14 protein-coding genes are annotated in these 16,703 nt (G+C 60.9%); 9 read left to right on the top strand and 5 right to left on the bottom strand.

Going from position 1 to position 16,703, the window contains the following annotated elements; all coding sequences use genetic code 11:
- Nucleotides 1–66 precede the first annotated feature (66 nt).
- Entirely contained in the window at nucleotides 67–1,008 is a 942-nt protein-coding gene (locus tag AB4Y85_RS00220) for an ABC transporter substrate-binding protein (protein ID WP_441982838.1), read from the bottom strand.
- A gap of 202 nt (nucleotides 1,009–1,210) precedes the next feature.
- Nucleotides 1,211–2,383: an adenylate/guanylate cyclase domain-containing protein gene (locus AB4Y85_RS00225; protein WP_441982839.1), complete on the bottom strand. Its 1,173-nt coding sequence runs from the start codon at nucleotides 2,381–2,383 to the stop codon at nucleotides 1,211–1,213.
- 181 nt (nucleotides 2,384–2,564) lie between these two features.
- Here AB4Y85_RS00225 and AB4Y85_RS00230 point away from each other — a divergent pair, with 181 nt between their 5' ends.
- Nucleotides 2,565–3,671, top strand: coding sequence for an XdhC family protein (locus AB4Y85_RS00230; RefSeq protein WP_441982840.1), 1,107 nt, complete (start codon nucleotides 2,565–2,567; stop codon nucleotides 3,669–3,671).
- Here AB4Y85_RS00230 and AB4Y85_RS00235 read toward each other — a convergent pair.
- Nucleotides 3,620–4,213, bottom strand: coding sequence for a nucleotidyltransferase family protein (locus AB4Y85_RS00235; RefSeq protein ID WP_441982841.1), 594 nt, complete (start codon nucleotides 4,211–4,213; stop codon nucleotides 3,620–3,622). The two genes, AB4Y85_RS00230 and AB4Y85_RS00235, sit on opposite strands and share 52 nt — an antisense overlap.
- 256 nt (nucleotides 4,214–4,469) lie before the next feature.
- On the opposite strand from AB4Y85_RS00235, the gene AB4Y85_RS00240 reads away from it, so the two are divergent.
- Genes AB4Y85_RS00240 through AB4Y85_RS00250 form a run of 3 tightly spaced genes read left to right on the top strand, consistent with a single transcriptional unit; the run spans nucleotide 4,470 to nucleotide 8,269 of the window.
- Nucleotides 4,470–4,991, top strand: coding sequence for a (2Fe-2S)-binding protein (locus tag AB4Y85_RS00240; RefSeq protein WP_441982842.1), 522 nt, complete (start codon nucleotides 4,470–4,472; stop codon nucleotides 4,989–4,991).
- Entirely contained in the window at nucleotides 4,988–6,013 is a 1,026-nt protein-coding gene (locus AB4Y85_RS00245) for an FAD binding domain-containing protein (RefSeq protein WP_441982843.1), read from the top strand. The genes AB4Y85_RS00240 and AB4Y85_RS00245 overlap by 4 nt, the downstream gene beginning before the upstream one ends.
- A gap of 9 nt (nucleotides 6,014–6,022) precedes the next feature.
- Nucleotides 6,023–8,269, top strand: a complete 2,247-nt coding sequence (locus AB4Y85_RS00250) for a xanthine dehydrogenase family protein molybdopterin-binding subunit (protein WP_441982844.1) — start codon at nucleotides 6,023–6,025, stop codon at nucleotides 8,267–8,269.
- A 101-nt stretch (nucleotides 8,270–8,370) separates the two neighbouring features.
- Here AB4Y85_RS00250 and AB4Y85_RS00255 read toward each other — a convergent pair whose 3' ends face one another.
- Both AB4Y85_RS00255 and AB4Y85_RS00260 read right to left on the bottom strand, forming a co-directional pair.
- Nucleotides 8,371–9,309, bottom strand: coding sequence for a dihydrodipicolinate synthase family protein (locus AB4Y85_RS00255; RefSeq protein ID WP_441982845.1), 939 nt, complete (start codon nucleotides 9,307–9,309; stop codon nucleotides 8,371–8,373).
- Nucleotides 9,310–9,339: 30 nt separating this feature from the next.
- Nucleotides 9,340–11,073, bottom strand: coding sequence for an IlvD/Edd family dehydratase (locus AB4Y85_RS00260; protein WP_441982846.1), 1,734 nt, complete (start codon nucleotides 11,071–11,073; stop codon nucleotides 9,340–9,342).
- Between the two features lie 165 nt (nucleotides 11,074–11,238).
- Here AB4Y85_RS00260 and ytfQ point away from each other — a divergent pair, with 165 nt between their 5' ends.
- The 5 genes from ytfQ to AB4Y85_RS00285 all read left to right on the top strand — a co-directional run bounded on the left by ytfQ (nucleotide 11,239) and on the right by AB4Y85_RS00285 (nucleotide 16,533).
- Nucleotides 11,239–12,201, top strand: coding sequence for a galactofuranose ABC transporter, galactofuranose-binding protein YtfQ (gene ytfQ / locus AB4Y85_RS00265; protein ID WP_441982847.1), 963 nt, complete (start codon nucleotides 11,239–11,241; stop codon nucleotides 12,199–12,201).
- Between the two features lie 72 nt (nucleotides 12,202–12,273).
- Complete coding sequence (gene ytfR, locus AB4Y85_RS00270) at nucleotides 12,274–13,782, top strand: galactofuranose ABC transporter, ATP-binding protein YtfR (RefSeq protein WP_441982848.1); 1,509 nt, start codon at nucleotides 12,274–12,276, stop codon at nucleotides 13,780–13,782.
- A gap of 13 nt (nucleotides 13,783–13,795) precedes the next feature.
- Nucleotides 13,796–14,788 carry a galactofuranose ABC transporter, ATP-binding protein YtfT gene (gene ytfT / locus AB4Y85_RS00275; RefSeq protein ID WP_441983219.1) on the top strand — a complete coding sequence of 331 codons (993 nt, stop codon included), beginning with the start codon at nucleotides 13,796–13,798 and terminating at the stop codon, nucleotides 14,786–14,788.
- Nucleotides 14,785–15,750, top strand: coding sequence for a galactofuranose ABC transporter, permease protein YjfF (yjfF, locus tag AB4Y85_RS00280; RefSeq protein ID WP_441982849.1), 966 nt, complete (start codon nucleotides 14,785–14,787; stop codon nucleotides 15,748–15,750). The genes ytfT and yjfF overlap by 4 nt, the downstream gene beginning before the upstream one ends.
- 33 nt (nucleotides 15,751–15,783) lie before the next feature.
- The gene (locus AB4Y85_RS00285; RefSeq protein WP_441982850.1) at nucleotides 15,784–16,533 is read left to right on the top strand and encodes a FadR/GntR family transcriptional regulator; all 750 of its coding nucleotides are present in this window, start codon (nucleotides 15,784–15,786) and stop codon (nucleotides 16,531–16,533) included.
- Nucleotides 16,534–16,703 lie beyond the last annotated feature (170 nt).

Consider the following 16,703-nt stretch of genomic DNA (forward strand, 5'->3'; position numbering starts at 1 on the left):
TCTGGAGTGCGTGGAAAAGGAAACGGACCACGGCCTGGATAGGTCATGGTCCGCTTGTCGAAGGCGTTACTGGATGAAGCTCGTGTCCGCCAAAGCTTCCATGTCTGGCTTCTGCTTGATGATGCTGGTCTCCAGAAGCAGGTCGGCGGCTTCAGCCGAGAAGGTCTTGAAGTCGCCTGCGAAGAACTTCTTGTTCGCCTCGCGGTCCTGCCAGCGCAGGAACTGGGCCGACTTGCCGAAGGCTTCGCCGGTCTGCTTCACATCTGCGCCCATGATCTCATAAGACTTCGCCGGATCCTTCGCGATCATCTCGAGCGCCTCGAAGTAGCTGTCGGCCAGCGCCTTTGCGGCTTTCGGATTGTCGGTCAGGAATTTCGGGGTGCAGCCGAAGGTGTCCATCACGGCAGGATAATCGAGGGTGGTGGCGATGATCTTGCCGGATTGGGGCGCCGCGCGCACGGAAGAGAGATAGGGCTCATACGTCATGGCCACGTCATTCTGACCGGCGATGAAGGCCTGGGCCGCGGGGCCCGGCTCCATGTTGACCACGGTGACATCCTTTATCGAGAGGCCGTTCTTCTTGAGCATCCAGGAGAGCACGAAATAGGGCGAAGTGCCGGGTGCGGAGGCGGCGACCGTCTTGCCCTTGATGTCCTTGATCGACGCAACGTCGTTACGAACGACCATGCCGTCGGCGCCGTAGCTCTTGTCGAGCTGGAAGATCTGCTTGATGGGAACGCCATTGGCGTTCCACACGATCCAGGTTTCCACCGTGGTGGCGGCGCATTGGATATCGCCGGATTGGATCGCAAGGTGGCGGCTCGCCTGGGGAACCTTCTTGATCGTCACGTCGAGGCCGTTCTTCTTGAAGATGCCGGCTTCCTTCGCGAGCGTCAGGGGGGCAAACCCCGTCCATCCCGAGATGCCGACGGCCACCTTCGTTTCCTGCGCCGAGGCGGAGCCGACCGCCAGGGCCAACACGGCCAAACCACCCAATACAGCCTTCATGACAGCCTCCGTTGCTTATGTTCCCTGGCCAGTTCCGCCGACCAGCACGGAGCCTTCAGGCTCACTTCCGGTGATCGGTCTCTCTCGAGCGGGCGAATGGCACCATGACGCAACGGCAATGTCAAATGTATAGACATTTGACATTGCTATAGTTTTGGGCACGGCGCGCCTAAGATATGCGCTCTGGAGCCGAAGGCCTGAATCAATCCGGCAGGGTGAAGACCTGCAATGGCTCATCAACGTCACGCAGAGTGTGGTGACCAAGATCGATCAGGGGCTGGTCAACCTCCCGGGCGAGCGCTTGCGACACCAGAACCTCGCGGTCCAATTGCTTGGCGAGGTCCAGAAGCCTGCTGGCCCGGTTCACGGCAGGGCCGATGACGGTGAAATCCAGACGGTGCGAGGCCCCCACATTGCCGTAGGCGACCTCGCCCACATGAAGAGCCAATCCATGGCTGAGGGATGGCGCGCCTGTCGCCGGCCGCTGAAGGTTTTCCTCTGCCGTCCTGCGGCAGAATTCCTGCGTGGCCGCGAGGGCTTTCCGGCAGGCCGCCGCGCGGTCGCGTCCATCCGATGTCGGGAAGATGGCAAGCACCGCATCGCCGATGAATTTGAGCACTTCGCCTCCATGCGTTTCGACAACCTCCCCGATGATGCCGAACCAGGTGTTCAGATGCGTAAGCACGTCCGGAATGGGCGAGCGCTCCGACATTTGAGTAAAGCCGCGCAGATCGGTGAACAGGATCGCTGCTTCGATCAGCTCGAACTCTCCACGATCAACCCTGCCTTCGATGATGCGCTGTCCCGTTCGCGGGCCAACATAGGTATCGAGCAGGTCGACCGCGATGCGTTGCAGGACATGTCGTTCTGCATAAGGAGCGAGCAGCTTCGATGACAACTCCAACCGTTTCAGGGCTTCTTCATTGAAACCATCAGGGTGCTGCGTGGCGAAAGAAAGTGCTGCAGTCCGGGTCCGATCAAGGAAGGGTAGGGGATAAATCACGTAGTCGGTCGCCCCACTTTGCCGCAATTCCTCAAGAAGAGGCATGTCCAGGCAGGGCGCATCGAGACGGCGGCGGAAGGGATGGCCGGTGTCATCCACCACGCGGGTGGGGCTATTCAAATATGACGGCGAGGTCGCCGCATTGGCCCTATCCGATACTTGAATGGACAGGCTTTCATCGATCCACACATGCTGCCACCCGCTCACCTCGGGATGCAGCACTTCCAGGCTGAGCGATGCACGCCAGACAGGCGCTATGAGGCGGACGATATCCCGGCAAAAGGCGGCGAACAGGACCTCGACGCTGGCATGGGGCGCCTCATCGGCCAGCCATCGCGAAATGTCTTCGGGAGTCCTCTGGGGCGCATCCATTGATTCAGCCTTCACTTTTCGCAAGTGTGCCTCATTCGTGGTCCCGATGGAACTCCAAGGGTCTTCGCGGCTTTGCAGGCTTTACCGTTCGTGCATCGCGCCCGAAGGGAGAGGCCATGACATTGCCCACCAACCCGGTCACCCTCTGCCGCATCGTTGTTTTGATGAAAGGAGCATTGTGGTGCTGAGATCGGATCGTGCCGCGATGGATGGGGTGTTGTTCGCAATTCCTCCGATTGCATCGGCATGCACAGCTGCTGCGCCAGAGGCTGCAATCGCAGCGATGCCGCTACAGGTGCTTCGCTTCCTGGCAGATGCCGCCGAGCGCGGTGAGCGCAATGCCCTCGTGACCATTACCGGCCTCAGCGGTTCGTCGTCGCGGCCGGTCGGCACACTTATGGGCGTGACGGAGGATTGCAGCTTTGCCGGTTCTTTCTCCGGCGGCTGCATCGAGGCTGCCGTGGTGGCGGAGGCGCAGGAAGCGATCCGCGCGGGCAAGCCACGGCAAGTGCGTTATGGAGCAGGCTCTCCTTACCTCGATATTCGTCTGCCCTGTGGCGGCGGAGTGGACCTGCTGTTCCAGCCTAATCCCGATCCCGAGAGTTTGCGTCGGGCATCTTCGCTTCTGGAGCAGCGATGTCCGCTCTCACTGATCCAGGAGGTCTCGGGAGGTCTGCGTGTCATTCCCGATGCGTCCAGGATCGTAGAGGGATGGAAAGGGGATACCTTCGTGTCCTGGTATGCGCCATCCCTGAAGATCGTCGTCGTTGGGCAAGGAGCCGAGAGTTTGGCGCTTGTGCAGCTTGGCAGTACTTTCGGCGCCGACATGCACTTGCTGACGCCGGACGGGCGGGTGGGAGCGCTTGCCTCGGATATGGGGGCTCGGGTCGAGTTTCTTAATATGCCACGCCCCACGCAGCCACTCGCCACCGATCCCTGGAGTGCTGTTGTCTTTCTGTTCCATGATCACGCCTGGGAGCCTGCCCTGATGGCTCAGGCGCTGTCCCAGCCGGCCTTCTTCATCGGTGCCATGGGAAGCCGGCGAACACATGCTCAGAGGATGGAGAAGCTGCGTGAGCGCGGTGTGCCGGAGGCAAGCCTGTCGCGCATTGTCGCTCCGCTTGGTCTTATCCCGTCGGCGCGAGACCCCTTCACACTCGGGCTTTCCGCGCTGGCGCAGGTCGTCGAGGGCTACCGACAGCAAACGGCCATCCCGTCCGAGGTGCGCAATGAAGTTCAGGCCTCCGTGGACAGGTCTTTGAAATCCTCGACCGTATCGACATCCTGAAAAACAGCCCGCTCAACGACTGCGTATTCCACCACGTCCGAGCGACCGCGAAGGATCGGCCCGGCGCCGGTATCTCCCGTCAGCCTCATGATCTCCGGTTCGAGCGAGCGCGAAAGGATGACCGGGTTGCCGCGCCGCCCATCCATGGTGGGGATCAGCGCCGCCGGCTCGCCCTTTTCTCGCCATGCGTTCACGAGAGTGTCGATCAGATCAGGGCGGATCAGAGGCATGTCGCCGAGAAGGACGACCGCGGCCTTCGTATGGTTCGGCAGCGCGCGAAATCCGGCCTTCAGTGATGTCGACAGGCCATTCTCATAGGATGGATTCAATACAAACCGAGCGTCGAGACCAGCAAGAGCGGTTTCAACTTCGCCAGATCGGTGACCCGTCACAACGATGACCGGATCGGCTATCGAGACGGTGGCGGCCTGGACGACGTAGCGGAGCAATGGCTGACCCTTCAATGAGGTGAGCAGCTTCGGCCCTACATCGAAGCGAATTCCGCAGCCTGCCGCGAGGATGATGGCGGCAACATCATTCATGGAAGAGGGCACTCCTCGGCGGAACTGCTGTGAACAAGTGGTTGCGCATGCCCTTATCGTGGTCGCGACCTCTTTTCAGGTCAACTCCGGAAGCGGTGAAAGCCTTCGGAACGGGGATTGGCTTGGCTGCGTTGTCAAGCGTCGTCGCTACACGAAACAAGTGCCCGAACGAGGCTGAACGCTGGCCGGTATGTGCCCTCGGGCCTCTCCGCCGCCTGCTGCTCCTCCGAGGGTTCTCACGCGTTGGAGAACTCCCTTGAGTGCAAGTGTCACCTCAACCGCGCCTGATGAGGTTACCGTCACGCTGACGCTGAATGGCGAGACGCGCCACCTCAACATTCAACCTTGGACGACCCTGCTCGACCTGCTGCGCCACGACCTTGGCCTGACCGGCACGAAGAAGGGGTGCGACCATGGGCAATGCGGCGCCTGCACCGTGCTGATCGACGGCAGGCGCATCAATTCCTGTCTACAGCTGGCCGTGATGCAGGACGGGCACGAGATTACAACCATCGAAGGGCTTTGCCAGAACGGTCAACTGCACCCCATGCAGGCCAGTTTCGTGGAGCACGACGCGTTTCAATGCGGCTATTGCACTCCGGGCCAGATCATGTCCGCCGTCGCTCTCGTTCATGAGGGCACGGCGCGTACGCGCGAGGAGATCCGGGAATATATGAGCGGTAACATCTGCCGCTGCGGTGCCTATCCCAACATCGTCGATGCCATCGAGGACGTGCTTGCGCAGGGTCCAGCCAGAACGCGGGAGGCTGCGGAATGAACCGGTTTTCATACATTCGCCCTGAGAAGATCGACGATGCCGTGAAGGCGCTCACGGCCGATCCCACAGGCAAGATCATCGCCGGCGGGACGAACCTGATCGACCTCATGAAGTACAATGTCGAACGGCCGACGCAGCTCATCGACGTCACGAGGATCGCCGATCTTGCGACGATTGAGGAAACCGAGGCGGGTGACCTGCGGATAGGGGCGCTTGTTCCGAATACGGATGTCGCCTCCGACCCGCGCGTCACGAGCCGCTATCCGCTTCTGTCGAGCGCGATTTTGGCCGGAGCCACACCGCAACTGCGCAATGCAGCCTCTACAGGCGGAAACCTCAATCAGCGCACCCGCTGCTATTATTTTTATGACCCGGGCACGCCCTGCAACAAGCGCAAGCCGGGTACAGGCTGCCCGGCCATCGAAGGCGTCAACCGCATTCACGCCATTCTCGGCCAAAGCGAGCATTGCATTGCGACGCATCCTTCCGACATGTGCGTGGCTTTAGCTGCTCTCGAAGCCGTGGTTCATGTGACCGGCCCCAATGGGGCCCGCGCGATTCCGATGGCGGATTACCACCGCCTGCCAGGCGACAGGCCCGAGATCGACACCACCCTGGCCCATGACGAAATCATTACGGCTGTGGAACTGCCGGCAGAAAACGCGGCATTCGCCACGAACTACACGTATCTCAAGCTGCGAGACCGTCTCTCTTATGCCTTCGCGCTCGTGTCCGTTGCTGTTGGGCTCGAGATGGATGGCGGCGTGGTCCGCAAGGCGCGCATCACATTGGGTGGTGTCGCCCACAAGCCTTGGCGCCGGCCAGATGCGGAGGATCTCCTTGTCGGAAAACCCGCCGGACAGGATGTTTTCGCTGCCGTGGCCGAGCGGTTGCTGGAAGGCGCCAAAGGCTATGAGCACAACGCCTTCAAAATCGAATTGGCCCGCAAGGTGATCATTCGTGCCCTGACACAGGCTGCTGCCGGAAATCCGCAATCTCAAGTCGACAAGCGCATTCGCTAAGGGGCTGTCATGTTGAAGAACGATCCCAATATCGGCTCTCCCCGCAACCGCGTCGATGGTCGGGCCAAGGTGACGGGCGGCGCCCCATATTCTGCTGAGTTCGACGCTCCCGATCTCGCTCATGGTTATGTGGTCTCGAGTGCGGCTGCTCGTGGTCGCATCGTCTCTATCGATACACAGGCCGCAGAGTCTGTGCCTGGGGTGGTCAAGATTTTTACTCACGAGAACCGCCCGAATACGGCATGGTTCAGTCATAACTACAAAGATCAGGTTGCACCGCCCGGCACGCCGTTCCGACCTCTCTACAGCGATGAGGTCATCTATAGCGGCCAGCCGATTGCGCTTGTGGTGGCGGATGACTTTGAAGTGGCGCGCTATGCCGCGTTCCTGATCGATGTGGAATATGAAGTCGCGCCGCACGAGACGGACCTGCGTCTCGTGCGCGCAAAGGCCTATGTGCCTCCGAAGAAGCGTTCAGGCATCACGCAGCCGCCCAAGCCGCGCGGCGATGCCATGAAGGCGTATAGCGAGGCGCCGGCCCGCATCTGGGGCGAGTATTCCATAGCGACCGAACATCACAACCCGATGGAGCCTCACGCAACCACGGTCGTGTGGGAAGGCGAGGGCAAGATTACCATTCACGATAAGATCCAGGGCGTGATGAACACGCAAGGGTATATTGCCGGCGTGTTCGGCCTCTCGAAAGAAAATATCCATGTGGTGTCGCCCTTTGTCGGCGGCGCGTTCGGGTCTGGCCTTCGGCCACAATACCAGCTTTTCCTGGCCGTCATGGCCTCGCTCGACCTTGAACGCTCGGTGCGGGTCGAACTCACTCGCGACCAGATGTTCACCTTCGTGCACCGACCGGAAACGATCAACACGGTCGGGCTCGGCGCCAATCCGGATGGCACCCTGGTTGCCATGAAGCATGATGCGGTGGCTGTCACATCCCGCTTCGAAGATTACCAGGAGGTCGTCGTCAACTGGTCGAGCCTGCTTTACCATGCTGACAATGTCGAGCTGACTTACAAGATCGCCCAGGTCGATACCTATACTCCGGGCGACATGCGTGCACCCGGCGCGCCGCTTGGGACTTTCGCGATAGAAAGCGCGATGGACGAGTTGTCCTATGCTTTGGACATCGATCCCGTCGAGCTGCGCTTGAAGAACTATACCGAGAAGGACGAGAACGAGAACAAGGCTTACACCTCGAAGGAGCTGCGGGCCTGTTACCAGCTCGGGGCCGAACGCTTCGGTTGGGCGCAGCGCGATCCGATGCCGCGCTCCATGCACGAGGGCCGTGAGCTCATCGGCTGGGGCATGGCGAGCGGCGTCTGGGAAGCGCAGATGAACAAGACCAGCGCCCGCGCCATTCTGACGATTGACGGCAAGCTCGAGGTGGCAAGCGCGACAGCCGATATCGGGACCGGTACCTATACCATCCTGACCCAGATCGGTGCGGATGCGTTGGGGCTTCCTATGGAGGATGTCACGGCGCGTATCGCCGATACGACGCTCCCGAAATCTCCTGTCCAGGGTGGCTCATGGACAGCGGCCTCCGCAGGTTCAGCTGTCGATGCAGCCTGCAAGCTGGTTCGCGAGGAACTGTTCAAGCATGCCCAGAAGATGGATTCCTCGCCACTGAAGGACGCGGCGATCGAACAGGTGACTTTCGCCAACCGCCGAATCCAGATGACAAATGATCCGTCCCGGTTCGTGACATTCGAAGATGCCATGCGCTCGGGTGGGGTTGACCGGATTCAGGCCGAGGAGACTGCGGCTCCCAGCAAGACCAACCAGCAGCTCTACTCGGCATATACCCATGCCGCCGTTTTCGCGGAGGTGAGGGTGGACGAGGATCTCGGCGTCATCAGGGTGACGCGCATCGTGAGCGCGGTGGCGGCTGGGCGGATCATCAATCCCAAGACCGCGCGAAGCCAGGTCGTCGGCGGCGTGGTCTGGGGCATCGGCATGGCCCTTCATGAAGAGACCTTCACCGATCACAATCTCGGTCGCTTCATGAACCACAACTTCGCCGAATATCATGTGCCGGTGAATGCGGATATCCACGATATCGATGTGATCTTCGTGGAAGAACATGACGACAAGGCAAGCCCCATCGGCGTCAAGGGACTTGGCGAAATCGGCATCGTCGGCACGGCGGCCGCCATCGCCAACGCCGTCTATCATGCCACTGGCAAGCGGATCCGCGACCTGCCTATCACCATCGACAAGGTTTTGGATCAGGCCAGCTAATCGAATTGGTCCGAGAACAACATTCTCTCACGTCATGGCCGGCACAAGGCTGGCCATGACGGGGAGTGTAGTTGCAGTCGGACGATCAAGTCGTCAAACCGTCACTTCCCCCAGCGCAGCACTATCGGGTCGAGACGGCGGGCAATCTCGATCAGCCCCTTACGCGTCTCGGGGTGGAGAGGCTGAAGAGGATGACGTACGGCCTCGGAGCGGATGACGCCGCCTTCCTTCATGAGAGCCTTCGCTGCCGAGAGGCCGCATTGCCGGTTCTCGTAATTGATCACCGGTAGCCAGCGCTCGTAAGCCGCAGCCGCCTCTTCGCGGTTCCCTGCGAAGTATGGGTCGATGATCTGGCGTATTCCATCCGGGTAGGCGCCGCCCGTCATGGCGCCCGTGGCGCCTGCATCGAGATCGGCCATGAGAGTGATAGCCTCTTCGCCGTCCCAAGGGCCCTCGATGCTGTCGCCGCCCAGGGCAATCAGGTCGCGAAGCTTGTTGGCGGTGCCGGCCACCTCGATCTTGAAGTAGGACACATTAGCGATTTCCTTCGCCATGCGGGCAAGAAAGCCCGGTGACAGGGAGGTGCCCGCCATGGGCGCATCCTGAATCATGATCGGAATGCCGATGGCATCCGACACGCGGCGGAAAAACTCGTATATGCCGGGTTCCGAGACGCGCAAAGTCGCCCCGAAGAAGGGCGGCATGATCATGACCATGGCCGCGCCTGCTTCCTCAGCGCGCTTCGAGCGGTCTGCGCAGATGGCGGTCGAGAAATGGCTCGTGGTGACGATGACGGGGATGCGACCGGCTACGTGATCGAGCACCGCATGCATGACCTTGTCGCGCTCAGCGTCCGTCAGCAGGAACTGCTCGGAAAAGTTCGCGAGGATGCAGATGCCGTCCGATCCGGCGTCGATCATGAAATCGATGGCGCGCTTCTGGCCTTCAAGATCGAGTTCTCCATTGTCGCTGAAGATGGTCGGAGCCACCGGATAGACGCCGCGATAGGGGCGATTTGAAGATCTGCCGAGCGAAGACATATTCTCTCCCTAAGATTCTTGTCGTTTGCGTTAATGATTGTCGCGGGCCACCGGCGCGCCGGATTTCCCGACAAGGAAGTCCAGATCGGCGCCCTTGTCGGCCTGCATCACGTGATCGAGATACATTTTTAGATAGCCACGGGTGGCATGCGGCTCCGGTGGTGTCCAAGCCGCGCGACGACGCTCCAGCTCCTCGGCTTCCACGTGAAGGTGCAGGCTGCGGGCCTCGACGTCCAGGGTGATGAGGTCTCCGTTCTGGACGAAGGCGAGCGGCCCGCCGGCGGTCGCCTCGGGGGCGACATGCAGGACGACAGTGCCGTAAGCCGTGCCGGACATGCGCGCATCGGAAATGCGGATCATGTCTCGGATGCCCTTCTTCAGAAGCTTTTGCGGCAGCGGCATGTTGCCGACCTCGGCCATGCCCGGATAGCCCTTGGGGCCGCAATTCTTGAGCACCATGATGCAGGTCTCGTCGATGTCGAGGCTGTCGTCATCGACGAGATGATGCAGCTCCTCGATGCTCTCGAACACCACCGCGCGACCGGTATGCTTCATCAGCTCAGGCGAGGCGGCGGAGGGTTTGATGACGGCGCCATTCGGCGCAAGGTTGCCGCGCAGGATCGCGATGCCGGCCTCTGGCTTGAACGGTTCCTCGAAGGTGGTGATGACGTCCCGGTTCCAGCACGGCGCGTCCTTCACGTTCTCCCAGATCGGCTTGCCGTTGGCAGTCAGAGCGTCCTTGTGGAGCAGGCCCTTTTCGCCCAGCGTGCGCAGCACCACGGGCAGGCCGCCGGCATAGTAGAAATCCTCCATCAGGAAGCGGCCGGAGGGCATGAGATCCACGAGGCAGTGGATATCGCGGCCGAGATTGTCGAAATCGTCGAGGGTAAGCTCGATGCCCATGCGCCCGGCGATGGCGAGAAGATGCACGACCGCATTTGTCGATCCACCGATGGCGGCAAGGGTGCGGATGGCGTTCTCGAAGGCATGGCGCGTCATGATCTTCGAGAGCACGAGGTCTTCGTTCACCATCTCGACGATGCGCCGTCCCGCCATGCGGGCGAGGTGGTTGCGGCGGGCATCGGCAGCGGGGATGGCGGCGTTCTCGGGCAGCCCGACACCGAGTGCTTCCACCATGGATGCCATGGTCGAGCCGGTGCCCATGGTCATGCAGTGTCCGGCGGAGCGGTTCATGGCGCCTTCCGCCTCGTGGAACTCCTGCAGCGTGACTTCGCCAGCACGCAACTGCTCGCTCATGGAGATGATGTTGGTGCCCGACCCGATGATCTTGCCGCGATAGACGCCGCGCAACTGCGGCCCGCCGGAGACGCCGATGGTGGGAAGGTCGGCGGAGGCTGCGCCCATCAACAGGGCAGGGGTGGTCTTGTCGCAGCCCATCAGCAATACGACGCCATCGAGCGGATGGGCGCGGATGGCTTCCTCCACATCCATGGCCGCGAGATTGCGGAACAGCATCGCGGTCGGGCGCATGGTCACTTCGCCGAGGGACGAGACAGGGAACTCGAGCGGATAGCCGCCGGCATCCAGCACGCCGTATTTCACATGCTCGGCAATGGTGCGGAAATGAGCGTTACAGGGTGTCAGCTCAGACCATGTGTTGCAGATACCGATGACGGGCCGCCCCTCGAACTGGTCCTGCGGGGTACCGCTGTTCTTCAGGAAGGAGCGGTAATAGAATCCCATCTTGTCCTGACGGCCAAACCAAGCCTGGCTGCGCAGTTGAGGCTTCTTGTCTTCGCTCATTCCCGTTTCCTGACCCTTGTCGGCGAGACTTCGCCTTTTGGGGAGACCGCAGGCTTAACCCAGCGGTTGCAATGCCCTGGCCTTCTGTGCATATAATAGTATTAATAAGAGGGCTGGTAAGGCCTCAAAAGTCAACATGCAATGAATTTATCGGGAGAAAACGCGATGAAGGCTCGTCATCTGCTGACGACGATCGGGATGGCTGCTCTGATGATGGCATCGGGCGCCGCCTATGCACAAAATAAAATTACGGTAGGCTTCTCACAGGTCGGTTCCGAATCCGGCTGGCGCGCCGCCGAAACGAAGGTCTCGAAGATCGAGGCCGACAAGCGTGGCATTGACCTGAAGATCTCCGATGCTCAGCAGAAGCAGGAAAATCAGATTCGTGCCGTACGCTCCTTCATCGCGCAGGGCGTGGATGCGATTCTCCTGGCTCCGGTCGTGGCGACCGGCTGGGATGCTGTGCTGAAGGAAGCGAAGGAAGCGAAGATCCCTGTTGTTCTTCTCGACCGTTCCATCGAGACGAAGGATGACTCGCTCTACCTGACGGCTGTTACCTCGGACACGGTCTATGAAGGCAAAGTCGCTGGTGAGTGGCTCGCCAAGGAAACCGGCGGCAAATGCAATGTGGTCGAGCTGCAGGGCACCGTTGGTTCCAGCCCCGCGATCAACCGCAAGAAAGGCTTCGATCAGGTCGTTGCCGCTAATCCCGGCATGAAGATCGTTCGCACTCAATCCGGCGACTTTACCCGCACCAAGGGTAAGGAAGTGATGGAGAGCTTCATCAAGGCCGAAGGCGGCGGCAAGAATATCTGCGCCGTCTATGCCCACAATGACGACATGGCCATCGGCGCGATCCAGGCCATCAAGGAAGCTGGCCTGAAGCCCGGCAAGGATATCAAGATCGTCTCCATCGACGGCGTGCCGGATATCTTCAAGGCCATGGGCGATGGCGAAGCCAACGTCACCGTGGAGCTGACGCCGAACATGGCGGGTCCCGCGCTCGATGCTCTCGCGGCCTACAAGAAGGACGGCACCATGCCGAAGAAGTGGATTCAGACGGAATCCAAGGTCTTCACGCCTGATACCGCCAAGGCCGAGTACGAGAAGCGCAAGGAACTCTACTGATACTCCCAACTGGCGGCGTGCTCCTGGAGCATGCCGCCGTTTTTCTTTATGCGGCGTGTCGGTGAGGAGTTCATGGCGTCATTGGATGAAGGGCCTCAACTGCTTGAGATCAGGGGCCTGACGAAGGGATTTCCGGGCGTGCAGGCGCTCGACCATGTGGATTTCACCCTGCATCGCGGCGAAATCCATGCGCTGCTCGGCGAGAACGGCGCGGGAAAATCCACGCTGATCAAGGTGCTCACCGGAGTCTTCAAGCGCGGTAACGGTACCATCCGCCTCGACGGGCAAGACATCGTTGCCCGCGATCCTGCCGATGCGCGCTCGCTGGGCATCGGCACGGTCTATCAGGAAGTCAATTTGCTGCCGAACCTGTCGGTGGCGGAAAACCTCTTCATCGGTCGCCAACCTGTCCGTTTCGGTCTCGTGAACGGTGCCGAAATGCGGCGGCGCTCTTCTGAAATTCTCGCAGGCTACGGCCTCGATATCGATGTGTCCGATCCGCTGGGCAGCTTTTCGGTGGCCGTTCAGCAGATCGTCGCCATTGCCCGCGCAATCGATTTATCCGCAAAGGTGCTGATCCTCGACGAGCCGACAGCGAGCCTCGATATGCACGAGGTCGAAACGCTCTTCGGAATCCTGAGAGGCCTGAAGCAGCGCGGCATCGGCATCATCTTCGTCACGCATTTCCTCGATCAGGTCTATGCGGTCTGCGATAGGATCACCGTGCTGCGCAACGGTCGTCTCGTCGGTTCTCGACCCACAGCGGATCTGCCGCGCATCGAGCTTGTCTCCATGATGCTCGGGCGAGAGCTTGCGGCTGAAGCCCTGCACCGCAACCAGCGGCCGGAAGTCACCGGCGAGCCGCTGGTCGCATTCAAGGATTACGGCAAGCGCCGTCTCATCGAGCCCTTCGATCTGGCGATCAGGCCGGGCGAGGTAGTGGGATTGGCTGGACTGCTCGGCTCCGGGCGGACGGAGACGGCGAAGCTCGTCTTCGGTATCGACAAGGCCGAGAGCGGGCAGGCTTTCGTCGATGGTAAACCTGTTCGCATCGCATCCCCCCGGGATGCCGCGCGGTTGCGGTTCGGGTTCACGCCCGAGGATCGCAAGACCGAGGGCATCGTCGCGGAATTGTCGATCCGCGAGAACATCATTCTCGCCCTTCAGGCGCAGCGCGGCTGGATGCACCAGATCCCCCGGCGCAGGCAGGAGGAAATCGCCAGCCGTTTCATCAAGCTTCTCGACATCCGCACGCCGGATGCGGAGAAGCCTATCGGGCTTCTGTCCGGCGGCAACCAGCAGAAGGCGCTGCTCGCGCGCTGGCTCGCCACCGAACCGCGCTTCCTCATCCTCGACGAGCCGACCCGCGGCATCGATGTGGGCGCCCATGCGGAGATCATCCGCCTCATCGAGCGCCTGTGCGAGGAGGGGATGGCGCTTCTCGTCATCTCGTCCGAGCTTGAGGAAATCGCCTCCTATAGTGACCGGGTCGTCGTGTTGCGCGACCGCCGGCATGTGCGGGAATTGATCGGATCGGAGGTGAATGCCGATAATATCATGACGACTATCGCGAACACTTGAAATGAGCAGCATGATTCAAGCCAGCGCTCCCCGTACATTTCCCAAAGGACTGCCGCAGGTTGCCGCTCTCCTCATCGTCTTTCTCGTCAACTGGCTCGTCTTCCGCGACTTCTTCGCCGTGCGCCTTCAGGATGGACGCCTCTTCGGCAGTCTCATCGACGTGTTCAACCGTGGAGCGCCCGTCGCGATCCTGGCATTGGGCATGACGCTCGTCATCGCAACGCGCGGCATCGACCTGTCGGTTGGCGCGGTCATGGCCATTGCGGGCGCGGTCGCGGCGTCACTGACGGCGGAGGGCTATTCGCTTCCGGTCGTCTTGGCCGCAGCGCTCGGCGTCGGGCTGCTTTGCGGCTTGTGGAACGGTATCCTCGTCGCCGTGCTCGAAATCCAGCCCTTCGTGGCGACACTGATCCTGATGGTCGCGGGCCGTGGCTTCGCGCAGCTCATCACCGAAGGCCAGATCATCACTTTCGTCAGTGAGGGGCTCGCCGCCATCGGCAGCGGTTCCTTCCTTATGCTGCCGATGCCCGTGGTGATCGCGCTCGCCATGCTCGTGATAACCCATCTCGTGGTCAGGCATACGGCGCTTGGTCTCTTCATCGAATCCATCGGCGCCAATCTGCGCTCCAGCGCCTATGCAGGCATCGGCACCAAGGCGGTGACCATCGCCGTCTATATGTGGTGCAGCCTTTGCGCTGCGGTCGCTGGCCTCATCGTGGCAGCCGACATTCGCGGGGCTGACGCCAACAACGCGGGCCTCTGGCTTGAGCTCGATGCCATCCTCGCGGTGGTGATCGGCGGAACGTCTCTGTTCGGCGGAAGGTTCAGCCTCGGCCTCTCGATCATCGGAGCGCTCATCATACAGGCGATGAATACCGGCATCCTGCTGAGCGGCTTCAGGCCGGAATACAACCTCATCGTGAAGGCGGTGGTGGTTCTTGCCGTTCTTCTCGTTCAATCGCCTGTCGTCGCCGGCCTCCGTGCCATCTGGAGGACCAAGGCATGATCCGGCGTTACCTCCCGGTCTTCGTCACCCTTGCGGTGTTCATAGTCGGTTATCTGATCTGCCTCGCCCAGTTTCCGAGCTTCGCTTCCACGCGCGTGATCGGCAATCTTCTCACCGACAATGCGTTTCTCGGCATCGTCGCCGTGGGCATGACCTTCGTGATCCTCTCAGGCGGCATCGATCTCTCGGTCGGCTCGGTCATTGCCTTCACGGGCGTGTTTCTGGCGGTCGCCATCGAGCATTACAGCCTCAACCCCTATCTCGCCTTCATACTCATCCTCGCGATTGCCTCCCTGTTCGGCGCAGGCATGGGCTATGTGATCCACGTGTTCCAGATCCCAGCCTTCATCGTGACGTTGGCGGGCATGTTCCTGGCGCGAGGCATGTGCTTCGTGCTCACGACGGACTCGATCCCGATCAACGCGTCAGCCTATGGCGATATCACGGACATCGCCATGCGGCTTCCCGGAGGAGGGCGCCTGACCTTCATCGCCATCGTCATGCTCATCACCTTCGCGGTCGGCATCGTGCTGGCGCATTTCACCCGCTTCGGCACCAATGTTTATGCCCTCGGCGGCAACCGGACCTCGTCGGAGTTGATGGGAGTGCCAGTGGGGCGCACGACGATCCAGATCTACATGCTGTCGAGTTTCCTGGCGGCGCTCGCCGGCATCGTGTTCTCGTTCTACACGTCTGCCGGCTATTCCCTGGCCGCGACCGGGGTGGAGCTGGATACCATCGCCGCCGTCGTGATCGGCGGAACGCTACTTACCGGCGGCTACGGCACGATCTTTGGGACGCTCATCGGCGTTCTCATCCAAGGGCTGATCCAAACTTACATCACCTTCGAGGGGACCTTAAGCTCCTGGTGGACGAAAATCGCAATCGGTGGGCTTTTGTTCGCATTCATAGTATTGCAACGCGGTCTCGCGGCAGCATCGCTTCGGTCACGTCAGGCGTAAGGCAGTAGAATGGTTTCGGGTAGCAGCTTCAAAGTGGCCGGCAGAGCACGTTCAGCCCACGATCTCGTGACGCAGGGCATCGGCCAGAGCATCATGCAGGGCCGCTTCCCCATCGGCAGTACCTTGCCGGGCGATGCGGAGCTGATGGAGCATTTCGGCGTCTCTCGTACGGCGCTTCGCGAAGCCTTGAAGACCCTCGCCGCAAAGGGCCTGATCGAGTCCAAGACCAAGGTCGGCACGAAGGTTCTGGACCGCCAGAATTGGAACATGTTCGATGCCGACATTCTCGGCTGGCACCTCGAGCTCGGTGTCGATCCCCAGTTCCTGGGCTGGCTGTTCGAGATCAGGCAAACCCTGGAGCCGCTGGCCTGCGCCACCGCTGCCCTTCGCTGGACGCCTGAGCAGCTGGAGAGCATGAACCGCGCGCTCCAAGCGATGTATCAATGCGAAAAGAACCGGCAGGGCTTCACCAAGGCGGATCTCGCGTTCCATCAGGCCATCCTGGAAGCCTCCGGCAATCCGTTCCTGCAATCCATCGGCTCCGTCATCGGCGCGGCGCTGGCGACCTCGTTCACCATCAGCTCACCGGTTTCGAGCGATGCGCAGTTCAAGCGGGTCATGCGCCAGCATCAGGACGTGTTCGAGGCGATCAAGGCGCGCAATCCGCAAGCCGCGAGCGATGCCATGTCCACGCTGATCATTCAGGCCGCCGAGCGGGTGCAGATTAAGCGGGCTGAGAGCGCCATCGCAGACATTCAGGTGCACGCCTTCTCGAAGGCCTGAAGGCATAGCCGCAGATCAGGATTTATACGAAGGATCCTCTTGCGGCATCAAAATAGTATTATAGTATTAATTGACGGTCGGGTGGATGAGGTCCATCGCTGATCGCCTGAAACGAGGGTCCCGCGCTTTCGGTGCCCTGGCTCCATCGCCCCACCAGCGGGAGGATATGA

The sequence above is a fragment of the Microvirga sp. 2YAF29 genome, assembly GCF_052114605.1.
GTDB lineage: Bacteria > Pseudomonadota > Alphaproteobacteria > Rhizobiales > Beijerinckiaceae > Microvirga.